Source organism: Streptomyces sp. NPDC060232, assembly GCF_042726555.1.
GTDB lineage: Bacteria > Actinomycetota > Actinomycetes > Streptomycetales > Streptomycetaceae > Streptomyces.
In genome coordinates this window covers 137113-153000 of sequence record NZ_JBHXAG010000009.1, presented here as the reverse complement: position 1 = coordinate 153000, position 15888 = coordinate 137113, and the positions used below count along the sequence as shown (strand labels likewise).

At 70.5% G+C, this 15888-nt stretch carries 16 protein-coding genes; 15 read left to right on the top strand and 1 reads right to left on the bottom strand.

The features are described 5' to 3' along the window. Positions 1 to 80 precede the first annotated feature (80 nt). The 4 genes from ACFWFZ_RS15705 (at position 81) to nusB (ending at position 3144) form a co-directional block, all read left to right on the top strand. Positions 81 to 854 (top strand): AAA family ATPase, encoded by a 774-nt coding sequence (locus ACFWFZ_RS15705; RefSeq protein WP_387122391.1) that lies wholly within the window; start codon positions 81 to 83, stop codon positions 852 to 854. Between the two features lie 117 nt (positions 855 to 971). After that, positions 972 to 2081 carry an aminopeptidase P family protein gene (locus ACFWFZ_RS15700; protein ID WP_387122388.1) on the top strand — a complete coding sequence of 370 codons (1110 nt, stop codon included), beginning with the start codon at positions 972 to 974 and terminating at the stop codon, positions 2079 to 2081. Positions 2082 to 2140: 59 nt separating this feature from the next. Next, entirely contained in the window at positions 2141 to 2707 is a 567-nt protein-coding gene (gene efp, locus ACFWFZ_RS15695) for an elongation factor P (protein WP_030656220.1), read from the top strand. Between the two features lie 2 nt (positions 2708 to 2709). Then, positions 2710 to 3144, top strand: coding sequence for a transcription antitermination factor NusB (gene nusB, locus ACFWFZ_RS15690; protein WP_030830207.1), 435 nt, complete (start codon positions 2710 to 2712; stop codon positions 3142 to 3144). 222 nt (positions 3145 to 3366) lie between these two features. Here the strand turns inward: nusB and bldD are convergent, their stop codons facing one another. Continuing rightward, positions 3367 to 3867, bottom strand: coding sequence for a transcriptional regulator BldD (gene bldD / locus ACFWFZ_RS15685; protein ID WP_030026184.1), 501 nt, complete (start codon positions 3865 to 3867; stop codon positions 3367 to 3369). A gap of 287 nt (positions 3868 to 4154) precedes the next feature. Between bldD and pyrR the strand changes: the two genes are divergently transcribed. From pyrR to rpoZ, 11 genes are all read left to right on the top strand, one after another. Beyond that, complete coding sequence (gene pyrR / locus ACFWFZ_RS15680) at positions 4155 to 4730, top strand: bifunctional pyr operon transcriptional regulator/uracil phosphoribosyltransferase PyrR (protein ID WP_387122383.1); 576 nt, start codon at positions 4155 to 4157, stop codon at positions 4728 to 4730. A 111-nt stretch (positions 4731 to 4841) separates the two neighbouring features. Then, a complete protein-coding gene (locus tag ACFWFZ_RS15675) occupies positions 4842 to 5822 on the top strand; it encodes an aspartate carbamoyltransferase catalytic subunit (RefSeq protein ID WP_387122380.1) in 981 nt (326 codons plus the stop codon). A gap of 2 nt (positions 5823 to 5824) precedes the next feature. Next, positions 5825 to 7111 carry a dihydroorotase gene (locus ACFWFZ_RS15670; RefSeq protein ID WP_387122377.1) on the top strand — a complete coding sequence of 429 codons (1287 nt, stop codon included), beginning with the start codon at positions 5825 to 5827 and terminating at the stop codon, positions 7109 to 7111. Continuing rightward, entirely contained in the window at positions 7108 to 7689 is a 582-nt protein-coding gene (locus ACFWFZ_RS15665; RefSeq protein WP_387122375.1) for a hypothetical protein, read from the top strand. Before ACFWFZ_RS15670 ends, ACFWFZ_RS15665 begins: the two co-directional genes overlap by 4 nt. Further along, entirely contained in the window at positions 7686 to 8849 is a 1164-nt protein-coding gene (gene carA, locus ACFWFZ_RS15660) for a glutamine-hydrolyzing carbamoyl-phosphate synthase small subunit (protein WP_387122371.1), read from the top strand. Before ACFWFZ_RS15665 ends, carA begins: the two co-directional genes overlap by 4 nt. Then, on the top strand, positions 8842 to 12150 hold the full coding sequence (gene carB / locus ACFWFZ_RS15655; RefSeq protein ID WP_387122368.1) for a carbamoyl-phosphate synthase large subunit: 3309 nt from the start codon (positions 8842 to 8844) through the stop codon (positions 12148 to 12150). Before carA ends, carB begins: the two co-directional genes overlap by 8 nt. A 99-nt stretch (positions 12151 to 12249) precedes the next feature. Then, on the top strand, positions 12250 to 13359 hold the full coding sequence (locus ACFWFZ_RS15650; protein ID WP_387122366.1) for a quinone-dependent dihydroorotate dehydrogenase: 1110 nt from the start codon (positions 12250 to 12252) through the stop codon (positions 13357 to 13359). Beyond that, entirely contained in the window at positions 13356 to 14195 is an 840-nt protein-coding gene (gene pyrF / locus ACFWFZ_RS15645; protein WP_387122363.1) for an orotidine-5'-phosphate decarboxylase, read from the top strand. Before ACFWFZ_RS15650 ends, pyrF begins: the two co-directional genes overlap by 4 nt. Positions 14196 to 14508: 313 nt before the next feature. Then, positions 14509 to 14832: an integration host factor gene (locus ACFWFZ_RS15640; RefSeq protein WP_030008746.1), complete on the top strand. Its 324-nt coding sequence runs from the start codon at positions 14509 to 14511 to the stop codon at positions 14830 to 14832. Between the two features lie 61 nt (positions 14833 to 14893). After that, a complete protein-coding gene (gene gmk, locus ACFWFZ_RS15635; RefSeq protein WP_075969978.1) occupies positions 14894 to 15457 on the top strand; it encodes a guanylate kinase in 564 nt (187 codons plus the stop codon). A 73-nt stretch (positions 15458 to 15530) separates the two neighbouring features. Next, positions 15531 to 15803, top strand: a complete 273-nt coding sequence (rpoZ, locus tag ACFWFZ_RS15630) for a DNA-directed RNA polymerase subunit omega (RefSeq protein ID WP_004948662.1) — start codon at positions 15531 to 15533, stop codon at positions 15801 to 15803. Positions 15804 to 15888: the final 85 nt, after the last annotated feature.

Sequence of the window (15888 nt, the reverse complement as noted above, 5' to 3'; positions counted from 1 at the left end):
CGGCCTGGTGGACGGCCGGGCCTCTGCGGTCATATAACGTTCTCGCATCAGTCGCAGGAACGAGACGAAAGTGGCAGCGGATGCACCAAGGAGTGGGTGGCGGGGGCTGGGGGCAGCCGGGGCAGCGTCCTGCGGCGCCCCCGCAGCCGCCTATACCCCCGGCGCAGGGCTGGCCGGGTTCGCACCCGCCCCCGCCGCCGCCCCAGCACCAGGCCCCGGCGCCGCCGCCCCATGTGGCGCCCGTACCGGAGACCACCGGGCACATCCCGCTGCCGCCCGCGGTGGCGGGAACCGGCGGCGCCGTGCTCGCCGTACTGCTGATCGGGCCCGCCGGGGCGGGCAAGACCACCGTGGCCCGGCACTGGGCCAGCACCCGTCCCGTGCCGACCGCCCACATCAGCCTCGACGACGTACGCGAATGGGTCTGCTCCGGCTTCGCCGACCCGCAGGCCGGCTGGAACGAGCACTCCGAGGCGCAGTACCGGCTCGCCCGCCGCACCTGCGGTTTCGCGGCCCGCAACTACCTCGCCAACGGCATCTCCTGCATCCTCGACGACGCCGTCTTCCCCGACCGGCCCGTGGTGGGACTGGGCGGCTGGAAGCGGCACGTGGGGCCGACGCTGCTGCCGGTCGTGCTCCTGCCCGGCCTGGAGATCGTCCTGGAGCGCAACGCCGAGCGCTCCGGCAACCGCCGGCTCTCCGACGAGGAGGTCGCCCGCATCCACGGCCGGATGGCCGGCTGGTACGGCTCCGGACTGCCGATCATCGACAACTCCCAGCTCGACGTCGAAGGCACCGCCCGGGCCCTCGACGAGGCCCTGGCCAGGGCTCTCCCCGCCCCCAGCGGCTGGTAGCGGTCCCGCCGGGGGCGGGGGAGGACAGGGAGGCGGCCCGCCGCGGCGGGCCCCACCGCGCCTCGTCCGGACGCGCTCGCCGGGCCGGATCCGCGGTGCGCTCGTACGCTCGAAGACATGTCAGACGTGTACGCCGCCCGTCGGGGCCTGCTTCGCGACCGATGCGCCGCCGCGGGGAACGCCGCAGCGCTGATCACGCGTCCGGCGAACGTCCGCTACCTCTCCGGGGCGTCACCGCTCGGCGCCGTACTGCTCGTCGGACCGACCGAGGACGCGATGTTCTGCGCCGGCGCACCCACCGGCGAGGCCGACGAGGGCCGCCTCGACGAACACCTCCGGGTCAGCGTGCTGGCCGGCCCCGGCGGGGACCCCGCCGTCGCCGCCGCCGCCGACGCCGCCTCCTCCGTGCGGGCCGACTCGCTCGCCGTGGAGGAGCACCACCTCACCGTCGCCCGGCACCGGGCCCTGCGGTCCGTCGCGCCCAGGCTGCGCCTCGCCGACCTCGGCAACGCCGTGGAGCAGCAGCGCCTCGTCAAGGACGAGGGGGAGATCGCCTGCCTGCGGATCGCCGCCGAGATCGCCGACCAGGCACTGGGCGAGCTGCTGGAGTCCATCCTCGTCGGGCGCACCGAACGCCACCTCGCGCTGGAACTGGAGCGCCGGCTCGTCGACCACGGGGCGGACGGACCGGCCTTCCCGACCTCCGTCGGCACCGGCCCGCACTCCGGCCGCTCCCGGCACCGGCCCTCCGACCGCAGGGTGGAGGAAGGGGACTTCCTCTCCGTCTGCCTGGGTGCCAACTACCGCGGCTACCGGTGCGAGATCGGCCGTACCTTCGTCATCGGCACCACCCCGGCCGACTGGCAGATCGAGCTCTACGACTGCGTCTTCACCGCCCAGCGGGCGGGCCGGGAGGCGCTCCTGCCGGGGGCCGCCTACCGGGAGGTGGACCACGCGGCGCGGTCCGTACTGGACTCCGCGGGGCACGCGGAGGCCCTCGCTCCAGGGATGGGACACGGTGTCGGCCTCGAAATCGACGAGGACCCGCAGCTTGCACCTACGGCAATGGGTAAACTGGACGCTTGCGTGCCGGTCACCGTCGAACCGGGGGTTCACCTCCCCGGCCGGGGAGGTGTCCGGATCGATGACACGCTCGTCGTACGCCCCGAGGCGGACGGCGGTCCCGAGCTACTCACCATTACGACCAAGGAGCTGCTCGCGCTCTAGCCCGCACTGCCGGGTCGTGCGCGCACCCGTGGTCTTCCAGTGCAGGAGATTCCGCAACCGTGGCTTCCACGAACGACCTCAAGAACGGCATGGTGCTCAAGCTCGACGGTGACCAGCTCTGGTCCGTCGTCGAGTTCCAGCACGTCAAGCCCGGCAAGGGCCCGGCCTTCGTGCGCACCAAGCTCAAGCACGTGCTCTCCGGCAAGGTCGTCGACAAGACCTTCAACGCCGGCACGAAGGTCGAGACGGCCACCATCGACCGCCGTGACATGCAGTTCTCTTACATGGACGGCGAGTACTTCGTCTTCATGGACATGCAGACCTACGACCAGCTGATGGTCGACAAGAAGGCCGTCGGCGACACCGCCAACTTCCTCATCGAGGGCTTCACCGCCTCCGTGGCCCAGCACGAGGGCGAGGTGCTCTACGTCGAGCTCCCGGCCGCCGTCGAGCTGACCATCGAGCACACCGACCCGGGCGTCCAGGGCGACCGCTCCACCGGCGGCACCAAGCCCGCCAAGCTGGAGACCGGCCACGAGATCCAGGTCCCGCTCTTCGTCACCACCGGCGAGAAGATCAAGGTCGACACCCGCACCAGCGCCTACCTCGGCCGGGTGAACAGCTAACCGTGGCTGCCCGGAGCAACGCGCGCAAGCGCGCCTTCCAGATCCTCTTCGAGGCCGACCAGCGCGGGGTGTCCGTCCGCGAGGTCCTCGCGGACTGGATCCGCCACGCGCGGTCGGACGACCGGCAGCCGCCGGTCAGCGCCTTCACGATGGATCTCGTCGAGGGTTACGCCGACAAGGTGAACCGCATCGACGACCTGATCGTCACCTACGCCGTGGACTGGGACCTCGACCGCATGCCGGTTGTGGACCGGAACATCGTGCGGCTCGGTGCCTACGAGCTGATCTGGGTGGACGACACCCCGGACGCCGTGGCCATCGACGAGGCCGTCCAGCTCGCCAAGGAGTTCTCCACGGACGAGTCCCCCTCGTTCGTGAACGGGCTGCTGGCCCGCTTCAAGGACCTGAAGCCGAGCCTGCGGCGCAGCGAGAGCTGACCGCACGCCGACCACGGCCGGCACCGGCACCGGCATTCGGAAGGGCCCGCAGCGCACGCGCTGCGGGCCCTTCCGTTGTCGCCGTACGGCCCTGGGGGCGCGGCGGGACGCAAAAACCGGTGGGTGCCGGACCCCGCAAGGGCCCGGCGCCCACCGGTAAACGTTTCTGCTGGTGTGGAACGCGAGGATCAGACGTCCGCGAGGATCAGACGTCCGCGAGGATCAGACGTCCTCGTGCGCCACCGCGCGACGGGCGTCCGCGTCGAGCACGCCCCAGCTGATGAGCTGCTCGGTCAGGACCGAGGGCGACTGGTCGTAGATGACGGCCAGGGTGCGCAGGTCGTCCTGGCGGATCGACAGCACCTTGCCGTTGTAGTCACCGCGCTGGCTCTGGATCGTCGCCGCATAACGCTGCAGCGGACCGGCCTTCTCGGCGGGGACGCCCGCCAGACGCTCCAGGTCGAGGCGCAGCTTCGGCGGCGGCTCGGCCGCTCCGCCGGGAGTCGTGCCCGGCAGCAGTTCCTGCACCGGCACCCCGTAGAAGTCCGCCAGTTCGGCCAGGCGCTGGACGGTTACGGCTCGGTCCCCGCGCTCGTACGACCCGACCACCACGGCCTTCCACCGGCCCTGCGACTTCTCCTCGACACCGTGGAGGGAAAGGCCCTGCTGGGTGCGGATGGCGCGGAGCTTGGCCCCGAGCTGTTTGGCGTATTCGCTGGACATAACGCTCCCGGACGCTGTGACGCTGTGACTGCATGGACACTGCGACTACATAACTACGTGCGGCTCCGCCGCGCGGCTGGTAACTCACTGTGAGGTTACGCAGCGTTACTTGGGTGCGTCAAGCCGAATGGTCTCCCTCCCCCCGCGAGGGCGGCGCCAGCAGCCCCGTGGACGCCCCCGCGCCGACCCCGGGTGCCGGGCCACCGCCGCCTCCCTGGTACCGTGGGAGACGTACATCAGACGTCCTTTAAGGTCCGTCCCGTGAGGCGGAGAAGGAGGTCCTTTTCATGGACGCCCAGCAGAACTCCGATTCCGCGCGCCCCGTACTGGAGGCGCAGGACATCGCACGGGTCCTGACCCGTATCGCCCACGAGATCGTCGAACGTGCCAAGGGCGCCGACGACGTGGTGCTCCTCGGCATCCCCACCCGCGGTGTGTACCTGGCCCGCCGGCTGGCTGCCAAGCTCGAAGAGATCACCGGCACGAAGATCCCGGTCGGCTCCCTCGACATCACCATGTACCGCGACGACCTGCGGATGAAGCCCGCCCGCACGATCGGCCGCACCGAGATCCCCGGCGACGACCTCGACGGCCGCCTCGTCGTCCTCGTCGACGACGTCCTCTTCTCCGGACGCACCATCCGCGCCGCGCTCGACGCCCTCGGCGACCTCGGCCGCCCGCGTGCCGTCCAGCTCGCCGTCCTCGTCGACCGGGGCCACCGCGAACTGCCGATCCGCGCCGACTATGTCGGCAAGAACCTCCCCACGTCGCTGCGGGAGACCGTCAAGGTCCAGCTCCAGGAGGAGGACGGCCGTGACGCCGTGCTGCTCGGCCAGCGGACCGCCCAGGCAGCAGGGCAGTAGCCCGCCACGACGACGGACCCCGGCGGGGTCCGCGCCGAGCCCTGCCCTGCCCGCCCGCACCCCTGCACGTCCGTCCGCCTGCATGCCCTCCCGACCTACGGAGCCATCCAGATGAAGCGCCACCTCATCTCGGCCGCCGATCTCACGCGCGACGACGCCGTCCTGATCCTCGACACCGCCGAGGAGATGGCCCGCGTCGCGGACCGGCCGATCAAGAAGCTGCCCACCCTGCGCGGCCTCACCGTCGTCAACCTCTTCTTCGAGGACTCCACCCGCACCCGGATCTCCTTCGAAGCCGCCGCCAAGCGGCTCTCCGCCGACGTCATCAACTTCTCCGCCAAGGGCTCCTCGGTTTCCAAGGGCGAATCCCTCAAGGACACCGCGCTGACCCTGGAGGCGATGGGCGCCGACGCCGTCGTCATCCGCCACCACGCCTCCGGCGCCCCCTACCGGCTCGCGACCTCCGGCTGGATCGACTCCGCCGTCGTCAACGCCGGCGACGGCACCCACGAGCACCCCACCCAGGCCCTGCTGGACGCCTTCACCATGCGCCGCCGCCTCGTCGGCCGCGACGCGGGCCTGGGCAAGGACCTGAACGGCCGCCGCATCACCATCGTCGGCGACGTCCTGCACAGCCGCGTGGCCCGCTCCAACGTCCACCTGCTGCACACCCTCGGCGCCGAGGTCACCCTGGTGGCCCCGCCCACCCTGGTCCCGATCGGCGTCGAGACCTGGCCGTGCGAGGTCTCGTACAACCTCGACGACGTGCTGCCGAAGTCGGATGCGGTGATGATGCTCCGTGTGCAGCGCGAACGCATGAACGCCGCCTTCTTCCCGACCGAGCGCGAGTACTCCCGCCGCTACGGCCTCGACGGCGACCGCATGGCCAAGATGCCCGAGCACGCCATCGTGATGCACCCCGGCCCGATGAACCGCGGCATGGAGATCACCGCCCAGGTCGCCGACTCCGACCGCTGCACCGCCGTCGAGCAGGTCGCCAACGGCGTCTCCACCCGGATGGCCGTCCTCTACCTGCTGCTCGGAGGCTCCGAGCCCGCCGTCACCCCCGCCCGTACCGAGGAGAGCAAGTAACCATGAGCAAGATCCTTATCCGTGGCGCGAAGGTACTCGGCGGCGAGGCACAGGACGTCCTGATCGACGGCGAGACCATCGCCGAGGTCGGGCGGGGGCTGTCCGCCGAGGGCGCGACCGTCATCGAGGCCGAGGGCCAGGTCCTCCTCCCCGGCCTCGTCGACCTGCACACCCACCTGCGCGAGCCCGGCCGCGAGGACTCCGAGACCGTCCTGACCGGCACCCGCGCCGCCGCCTCCGGCGGCTACACCGCCGTCTTCGCCATGGCGAACACCTTCCCCGTCGCCGACACCGCCGGCGTCGTCGAGCAGGTCTGGCGCCTGGGCAAGGAGTCCGGCTACTGCGACGTGCAGCCCATCGGCGCCGTCACCGTCGGCCTGGAGGGCAAGCAGCTCTCCGAGCTGGGCGCCATGCACGAGTCCGCAGCCCGCGTCACCGTCTTCTCCGACGACGGCAAGTGCGTCGACGACGCCGTGATCATGCGCCGCGCCCTGGAGTACGTGAAGGCCTTCGGCGGCGTCGTCGCCCAGCACGCCCAGGAGCCCCGCCTCACCGAGGGCGCCCAGATGAACGAGGGCGTCGTCTCCGCCGAGCTCGGCCTCGGCGGCTGGCCCGCCGTCGCCGAGGAGTCGATCATCGCCCGCGACGTCCTCCTCGCCGAGCACGTCGGCTCCCGCGTCCACATCTGCCACCTCTCCACCGCCGGCTCCGTCGAGATCGTCCGCTGGGCCAAGTCCCGCGGCATCGACGTCACCGCCGAGGTCACCCCGCACCACCTGCTCCTCACCGACGAGCTGGTCCGCTCCTACAACGCGGTCTACAAGGTCAACCCGCCGCTGCGCACCGAGCGCGACGTCATGGCCCTGCGCGAGGCGCTCGCCGACGGCACGATCGACATCGTCGCCACCGACCACGCCCCGCACCCGCACGAGGACAAGGACTGCGAATGGGCCGCCGCCGCCATGGGCATGGTCGGCCTGGAGACCGCGCTCTCCGTCGTCCAGCAGACGATGGTGGAGACCGGACTGATCGACTGGGCGGGCGTCGCGGAGCGGATGTCCTTCGCCCCGGCGCGCATCGGCGGCCTGGCGGGCCACGGCCGTCCCGTCTCGGCAGGTGAACCCGCGAACCTGACCTTGGTCGATACCTCGTACCGTGGTGTCGTGGACCCCGCACACTTCGCCTCCCGGAGCCGCAACACGCCTTACGAGGGCCGTGAGCTTCCGGGACGCGTCACTCATACCTTCCTGCGGGGCCGGGCAACGGTCGTGGACGGGAAACTGGCGTGACACCTGCAGTGATCCAACTGGCCGCCGAGGCCGCCGAACGACAGTCGGCGGAGGTGACCGAAGTCGGCGCACGCATCGCCTGGGTGGTCGGCCTCGTCGTCTTCATCGCGTTCGTGTACTGGCTGATGCGGCAGGGCTGGAAATGGCGAGGGGCTCTGCAGAACGATCTGCCCGAGCTCCCCGCCACCCCCGACGGCCTCCCCGCGCACCGGCTGGCCCTGACCGGCCGATACCACGGCTCCACCACCGCCGGGCAGTGGCTCGACCGGATCGTCGCCCACGGTCTGGGCATCCGCAGCCGGGTCGAGCTCACGCTCACCGACGCGGGCATCGACGTGGTCCGACCGGGCGCAGGCGACTTCTTCGTACCGGCCGCGCAGCTGCGCGGCGCCCGCCTCGACAAGGGAATCGCGGGCAAGGTACTCACCGAGGGCGGTCTGCTCGTCGTCACCTGGGCGCACGGCGACAAGCTGATCGACTCCGGATTCCGCTCCGACCGCGCGGCCGAACACGCCGCATGGGTCGAAGCGATCAACCTCATGAACCCATCCATCACGACGGAAGGCGCCGAACGATGACGACCTCCACCAGGGGAGCAGCCAAAGCTCCCGCCGTACTCGTCCTGGAGGACGGCCGCATCTTCCGCGGCCGCGCCTACGGCGCAGTGGGGGAGACCTTCGGCGAGGCCGTGTTCTCCACCGGCATGACCGGCTACCAGGAGACCCTCACTGACCCGTCGTACCACCGGCAGGTCGTCGTGATGACCGCCCCCCACGTGGGCAACACCGGCGTCAACGACGAGGACCCCGAGTCCTCCCGCATCTGGGTCTCCGGCTACGTCGTGCGCGACCCCGCCCGCGTCCCCTCCAACTGGCGCTCCCGGCGCACGCTGGACGAGGAGCTCGTGCGGCAGGGCGTCGTCGGCATCTCCGGCATCGACACCCGCGCCCTGACCCGCCACCTGCGCGAGCGCGGCGCCATGCGCGTCGGCATCTTCTCCGGCGCGGACTGGGAGGGCGTCCGCGACGACGCCCTCCTGGCCAAGGTCCGCTCCCAGCCCGAGATGAAGGGCGCGAACCTCTCCGCCGAGGTGGCCACCAAGGAGGCGTACGTCGTCCCCGCGATCGGCGAGAAGCGCTTCACCGTCGCCGCCGTCGACCTCGGCATCAAGGGCATGACCCCGCACCGCATGGCCGAGCGCGGCATCGAGGTGCACGTGCTGCCCGCCACCGCCACCGTCGAGGACGTGTACGCGGTCAACCCGGACGGCGTGTTCTTCTCCAACGGCCCGGGCGACCCGGCCACCGCCGACGGCCCCGTCGCCGTCATGCGGGGCGTCCTGGAGCGCAAGACCCCGCTCTTCGGCATCTGCTTCGGCAACCAGATCCTCGGCCGCGCGCTCGGCTTCGGCACCTACAAGCTGAAGTACGGCCACCGCGGCATCAACCAGCCGGTCCAGGACCGCACCACCGGCAAGGTCGAGGTCACCGCGCACAACCACGGCTTCGCCGTCGACGCCCCCCTCGACAAGGTCTCCCAGACCCCCTACGGCCGCGCCGAGGTCTCCCACGTCTGCCTGAACGACCAGGTCGTCGAAGGGCTCCAGCTGCTCGACCAGCCGGCCTTCTCCGTCCAGTACCACCCCGAAGCGGCTGCCGGCCCGCACGACGCCGCGTACCTCTTCGACCGCTTCACGTCTTTGATGGAAACCGCCCTGATGGAGGCCGAGCGTGCCTAAGCGCACCGATATCCAGTCCGTCCTGGTCATCGGCTCCGGCCCGATCGTCATCGGACAGGCCGCCGAGTTCGACTACTCCGGCACCCAGGCCTGCCGCGTCCTCAAGGCCGAGGGCCTGCGCGTCATCCTGGTCAACTCCAACCCCGCGACGATCATGACCGACCCGGAGATCGCCGACGCCACGTACGTCGAGCCGATCACCCCCGAGTTCGTCGAGAAGATCATCGCCAAGGAGCGCCCCGACGCGCTGCTCCCGACCCTCGGCGGCCAGACCGCGCTGAACACCGCCATCTCCATGCACGAGCAGGGCGTGCTGGAGAAGTACGGCGTCGAGCTCATCGGCGCCAACGTCGAGGCCATCAACAAGGGCGAGGACCGCGACCTCTTCAAGGGCGTCGTCGAGGCCGTCAAGGCCAAGATCGGCTACGGCGAGTCCGCCCGCTCGGTCATCTGCCACTCCATGGACGACGTCATCGCCGGCGTGGAGACCCTCGGCGGCTACCCCGTCGTCGTCCGCCCCTCCTTCACCATGGGCGGCGCCGGCTCCGGCTTCGCCCACGACGAGGACGAGCTGCGCCGCATCGCCGGCCAGGGCCTCACGCTCTCCCCGACCACCGAGGTGCTCCTGGAGGAGTCCATCCTCGGCTGGAAGGAGTACGAGCTGGAGCTGATGCGCGACACCAAGGACAACGTGGTCGTCGTCTGCTCCATCGAGAACTTCGACCCGATGGGCGTCCACACCGGCGACTCCATCACCGTCGCCCCCGCGATGACGCTCACCGACCGCGAGTACCAGCGGCTGCGCGACATCGGCATCGCGATCATCCGCGAGGTCGGCGTCGACACCGGCGGCTGCAACATCCAGTTCGCCATCGACCCGGTCGACGGCCGCGTCATCGTCATCGAGATGAACCCGCGCGTCTCGCGCTCCTCGGCGCTCGCGTCGAAGGCCACCGGCTTCCCGATCGCCAAGATCGCCGCCAAGCTGGCCATCGGCTACACCCTCGACGAGGTCCCCAACGACATCACCGAGAAGACGCCGGCCTCCTTCGAGCCGACCCTCGACTACGTCGTCGTCAAGGCCCCCCGCTTCGCCTTCGAGAAGTTCCCGGCCGCCGACGCCACCCTCACCACCACCATGAAGTCGGTCGGCGAGGCCATGGCCATCGGCCGCAACTTCACCGAGGCCCTGCAGAAGGCCCTGCGCTCCCTGGAGAAGAAGGGCTCGCAGTTCACCTTCGTCGGCGAGCCCGGCGACAAGGACGAGCTCCTCGCCACCGCCGTCCGCCCCACCGACGGCCGCATCAACACCGTCATGCAGGCCATCCGCGCCGGCGCCACCCAGGAAGAGGTCTTCGCGTCCACGAAGATCGACCCCTGGTTCGTCGACCAGCTCTTCCTGATCAAGGAGATCGCCGACGAGCTCGCCGGAGCCGAGAAGCTGGAACCCGAGCTGCTCGCCGAGGCCAAGCGGCACGGCTTCTCCGACGCCCAGATCGCGGAGATCCGCGGCCTGCGCGAGGACGTCGTCCGCGAGGTCCGCCACGCCCTCGGCGTCCGCCCGGTCTACAAGACGGTCGACACCTGCGCCGCCGAGTTCGCCGCGAAGACCCCGTACTTCTACTCCTCCTACGACGAGGAGTCCGAGGTCGCCCCGCGCACCAAGCCCGCGGTCATCATCCTGGGCTCCGGCCCGAACCGCATCGGTCAGGGCATCGAGTTCGACTACTCCTGCGTCCACGCCTCCTTCGCCCTCAGCGACGCCGGCTACGAGACCGTGATGGTCAACTGCAACCCGGAGACCGTCTCCACCGACTACGACACCTCCGACCGCCTGTACTTCGAGCCGCTCACGCTTGAGGACGTGCTGGAGATCGTCCACGCCGAGTCCCTCGCCGGCCCCATCGCCGGCGTCGTCGTCCAGCTCGGCGGCCAGACCCCCCTGGGCCTCGCCCAGGCCCTCAAGGACAACGGCGTCCCCGTCGTGGGCACCTCCCCGGAGGCCATCCACGCCGCCGAGGACCGCGGCGCCTTCGGCCGTGTCCTCGCCGAGGCCGGCCTGCCCGCCCCCAAGCACGGCACGGCCACCACCTTCGCCGGCGCGAAGGCGATCGCCGACGAGATCGGCTACCCGGTCCTGGTGCGCCCCTCCTACGTGCTCGGCGGCCGCGGCATGGAGATCGTCTACGACGAGGCCCGCCTGGAGTCGTACATCGCGGAGTCCACCGAGATCTCCCCGACCCGCCCCGTACTGGTCGACCGCTTCCTCGACGACGCCATCGAGATCGACGTCGACGCCCTCTACGACGGCAACGAGCTCTACCTCGGCGGCGTCATGGAGCACATCGAGGAAGCCGGCATCCACTCCGGCGACTCGGCCTGCGCCCTGCCCCCGATCACCCTCGGCGGCTACGACATCAAGCGCCTGCGCGCCTCCACCGAGGCCATCGCCAAGGGCGTCGGCGTCCGCGGGCTGATCAACATCCAGTTCGCGATGGCCGGCGACATCCTCTACGTCCTGGAGGCCAACCCGCGCGCCTCCCGGACCGTGCCCTTCACCTCGAAGGCCACCGCCGTCCCGCTCGCGAAGGCCGCCGCCCGCATCTCCCTCGGCGCCACCGTCGCCGAACTGCGCGAAGAGGGCCTGCTCCCGAAGACCGGCGACGGCGGCACCCTGCCGATCGACGCGCCGATCTCCGTCAAGGAGGCCGTCATGCCGTGGTCGCGCTTCCGCGACATCCACGGCCGCGGCGTGGACACCGTCCTCGGCCCGGAGATGCGCTCCACCGGCGAGGTCATGGGCATCGACGCCGTCTTCGGCACCGCCTACGCCAAGTCGCAGGCCGGAGCCTACGGCCCGCTGCCCACCAAGGGCCGCGCCTTCATCTCCGTCGCCAACCGCGACAAGCGCTCGATGATCTTCCCGGCCCGCGAGCTCGTCGCCCACGGCTTCGAGCTGATGGCCACCTCCGGCACCGCCGAGGTCCTGCGCCGCAACGGCATCAACGCCACCGCGGTGCGCAAGCTCAGCGAGGGCGAGGGCCCGGGCGGCGAGAAGACCATCGTCCAGCTGATCCACGACGGCCAGGTCGACCTGATCGTCAACACCCCGTACGGCACCGGCGGCCGCCTCGACGGCTACGAGATCCGCACCGCCGCCGTGGCGCGCGGCGTCCCGTGCCTGACCACGGTCCAGGCGCTCGCCGCGGCCGTCCAGGGCATCGACGCGCTCAACCGCGGCGACGTGGGCGTCCGCTCACTCCAGGAGCACGCGGAGCACCTGACCGCGGCCCGCGACTAGCAGCCCGTACGAAAGGGGGGCACCGGCGACAGCGACCGGTGTCCCCCCTTTCATGAGGTCCATCCGAGCGCACAAGGGATTCAAGGGAAAAATCGGACGATGTACAAGCTGTTCTTCAACCTGGTCTTCAAGCGGATGGACCCCGAGCAGGCCCACTACACGGCCTTCCGCTGGATCCGCCTGGCAGCCCGCACCCCGGTGCTGCGCACCTTCGTCGCCGCCTACCTCGCCCCCCGCCACAAGGAGCTGCGCACCGAGGCCCTGGGCCTGCGCTTCCACGGCCCCTTCGGCCTGGCCGCCGGTTTCGACAAGAACGCCGTCGCCATCGACGGCATGTCGATGCTCGGCTTCGACCACGTCGAGATCGGCACGGTCACCGCACAGGCCCAGCCCGGCAACCCGAAGAAGCGGCTGTTCCGGCTCGTCCCGGACCGCGCGCTGATCAACCGCATGGGCTTCAACAACGAGGGCTCCGAGGCCGTCGCGGCCCGCCTGGCCGCCCGCGAGGCGGTCTTCCGGACCGTCGTCGGCGTGAACATCGGCAAGACGAAGGTGGTGCCCGAGGAGGAGGCCGTGGGGGACTACGTCACCTCCACCGAGCGCCTCGCCCGCCACGCCGACTACCTCGTCGTCAACGTCTCCTCGCCCAACACCCCCGGCCTGCGCAACCTCCAGGCGACCGAGTCGCTGCGCCCCCTGCTGACCGCCGTGCGCGAGGCCGCGGACCGCACCGTGACCGACCGCCGCGTCCCGCTCCTCGTCAAGATCGCACCCGACCTCGCGGACGAGGACGTCGACGCCGTCGCCGACCTGGCCCTGGAGCTCGGCCTCGACGGCATCATCGCCACCAACACCACCATCGCCCGCGAGGGCCTCGGCCTGAAGTCCTCCCCGTCCCTGGTCAAGGAGACCGGAGGACTCTCCGGCGCACCCGTCAAGGAGCGCTCCCTGGAGGTCCTGCGCCGCCTGTACGCCCGTGTGGGCGACCGGCTGGTCCTCGTCGGGGTCGGCGGCATCGAGAACGCCGAGGACGCCTGGCAGCGGATCCTGGCCGGCGCCACGCTGATCCAGGGCTACAGCGCCTTCATCTACGAGGGCCCGTGCTACGCCCGAGCCATCCACAAGGGCCTGGCCGCACGCCTGGCCGCCAGCCCGTACGCGACGCTCGCCGACGCGGTGGGCGCCGAGACCCGAAAGGCCGCACAGTGACCCTGACCCCGTTCGGCACCCGCCTGCGCGCCGCGATGGACTCCCGCGGCCCGCTGTGCGTGGGCATCGACCCGCACGCCGCCCTGCTGGCGCAGTGGGGCCTCCAGGACGACATCGCGGGCCTGGAGCGCTTCTCCCGCACGGTCGTCGAGGCGCTCGCGGAGTCGGTGGCGGTCTTCAAGCCGCAGGCCGCCTTCTTCGAGCGGTTCGGCTCGAAGGGTGTCGCCGTCCTGGAGCAGACCGTCGCGGACGCCCGGGCGGCAGGGACCCTGGTCGTCATGGACGCCAAGCGCGGCGACATCGGCTCGACCATGGCCGCGTACGCCTCGGCCTTCCTGGACCCGGCCTCGCCGCTGTTCTCGGACGCGCTGACGGTGTCCCCGTACCTCGGCTACGGCTCGCTGGCGCCGGCCGTGGAGCTGGCGCGCGCGTCGGGCGCTGGCCTGTTCGTCCTGGCCCTGACGTCGAACCCGGAGGGCGCCGAGGTCCAGCGTGCCGTCCGCGAGGACGGCCGGACCATCGGGGCCACGATGCTGGCGCACCTGGCCGCGGAGAACGCCGGCGCCTCCCCGATGGGATCCTTCGGCGCGGTGGTCGGTGCGACCCTGGGCGATCTGTCCTCCTTCGACCTCGACATCAACGGGCCGCTGCTGGCGCCCGGCATCGGCGCGCAGGGCGCGACCGCGGCGGACCTGCCGGCGGTCTTCGGCAAGGCCGTGCGCAACGTGGTCCCGAACGTCTCGCGCGGTGTCCTGGGGCACGGCCCGGACGTGAGCGCCCTGCGCGACGCGGCGCGGCGCTTCGCCGACGAGATCAGCGAGGCCGTTTCCGCGTAGGGACACCCGGCAGGACCTCGCGAGACCCCGCTCCGCAGCCGTGCGGAGCGGGGTCTCGCACTTTCTGACGAAATTCGAACGCTCTTCCCCGGACAAAACAGGGGTATTTTGTCCGTGATGTACGGTTCAGTGGAGGCTGACCAGGACTTTTCGTTCGTTCTCGCTGACTGGAGCGGTCTTGGCCGCTAGTCTCCGAGCAGAGTGAACGCGCAGCGAACGAGTTCCATCGCTGTTCGGGAGCTCGCCTGGTGTGGTGCCCTTGGGTTCCCCACCGGTCCGTATCCGACAGTTCGACATCCGAGGTGACGTAGGCGTGGCTCTTCCGCCCCTTACCCCTGAACAGCGCGCAGCCGCGCTCGAAAAGGCCGCCGCGGCTCGCCGGGAGCGGGCCGAGGTGAAGAATCGACTCAAGCACTCCGGCGCCTCGCTCCAAGAGGTCATCAAGACGGGTCAGGAGAACGACGTCATCGGCAAGATGAAGGTCTCCGCCCTGCTTGAGTCCCTGCCTGGCGTGGGCAAGGTGCGCGCCAAGCAGATCATGGAGCGTCTCGGCATCTCCGAGTCCCGGCGTGTTCGAGGTCTCGGCTCCAACCAGATCGCCTCTCTGGAGCGCGAGTTCGGCAGCACCGGCGCCTGAGGCGTCGCCTGGCGTTCTCCCGGTGTTCTCAGGCAGTCCCGAGAACCTGGATAATCGCTCTATGGCAGCAGAGGTTCGTCCGCGGCTGACCGTGCTCTCCGGCCCCTCAGGGGTCGGCAAGAGCACGGTCGTCGCGCATATGCGCAAGGTTCACCCCGAGGTATGGCTCTCGGTGTCGGCCACCACCCGCAAGCCGCGGCCCGGTGAGCGACACGGAGTCCAGTACTTCTTCGTCAACGACGACGAGTTCGACAAGCTGATCGCCAACGGCGAGCTGCTGGAGTGGGCCGAGTTCGCGGGCAACCGCTACGGCACACCGCGCGGCGCGGTGCTGGAACGCCTCGAAAACGGCGAGCCCGTACTGCTGGAGATCGACCTCCAGGGCGCACGGCTCGTCCGCGAGTCCATGCCCGAGGCCCAGCTGGTCTTCCTGGCCCCGCCGAGCTGGGAGGAGCTGGTCCGCCGGCTGACCGGCCGGGGTACCGAATCGGCCGAGGTGATCGACCGCCGGCTCGCCGCTGCCAAGATCGAACTCGCTGCCGAGTCGGAGTTCGACGTCACCCTGGTCAACACCTCCGTCGAGGACGTAGCCCGTGAGCTGCTAGCCTTGATGGAAGTTGTCTGAATCGTCGATCGATCCTCACAGGTTCGCCCGACCCAGACGGCCCAATCTTTCATCCATCTTCGGAAGGTAGAGCGTGTCCTCTTCCATCACTGCGCCCGAGGGCATCATCAACCCGCCGATCGACGAGCTGCTCGAGGCCACTGACTCGAAGTACAGCCTCGTGATCTACGCGGCCAAGCGCGCGCGTCAGATCAACGCGTACTACTCGCAGCTCGGTGAGGGCCTGCTCGAGTACGTCGGCCCGCTGGTGGACACCCACGTCCACGAGAAGCCGCTTTCGATCGCGCTGCGCGAGATCAACGCGGGTCTGCTGACCTCCGAGGCCATCGAGGCCCCGGCCCAGTAAGGCACCGAGAAAATCCTTCACCACAGGCCCGGCAGAACATCTGCCGGGCCTGTGGTGTGTCATGGGTGGGTACGACGGTCAGAGC

Excerpts from the sequence above, each read along its gene's own strand:
- ACFWFZ_RS15705 (WP_387122391.1), top strand. The coding sequence starts at position 81 with ATGCACCAAGGAGTGGGTGGCGGGGGCTGGGGGCAGCCGGGGCAGCGT.
- ACFWFZ_RS15700 (WP_387122388.1), top strand. The coding sequence starts at position 972 with ATGTCAGACGTGTACGCCGCCCGTCGGGGCCTGCTTCGCGACCGATGC.
- bldD (WP_030026184.1), bottom strand. The coding sequence starts at position 3,867 with ATGTCCAGCGAATACGCCAAACAGCTCGGGGCCAAGCTCCGCGCCATC.
- pyrR (WP_387122383.1), top strand. The coding sequence starts at position 4,155 with ATGGACGCCCAGCAGAACTCCGATTCCGCGCGCCCCGTACTGGAGGCG.
- ACFWFZ_RS15675 (WP_387122380.1), top strand. The coding sequence starts at position 4,842 with ATGAAGCGCCACCTCATCTCGGCCGCCGATCTCACGCGCGACGACGCC.
- ACFWFZ_RS15670 (WP_387122377.1), top strand. The coding sequence starts at position 5,825 with ATGAGCAAGATCCTTATCCGTGGCGCGAAGGTACTCGGCGGCGAGGCA.
- carA (WP_387122371.1), top strand. The coding sequence starts at position 7,686 with ATGACGACCTCCACCAGGGGAGCAGCCAAAGCTCCCGCCGTACTCGTC.
- ACFWFZ_RS15650 (WP_387122366.1), top strand. The coding sequence starts at position 12,250 with ATGTACAAGCTGTTCTTCAACCTGGTCTTCAAGCGGATGGACCCCGAG.
- gmk (WP_075969978.1), top strand. The coding sequence starts at position 14,894 with ATGGCAGCAGAGGTTCGTCCGCGGCTGACCGTGCTCTCCGGCCCCTCA.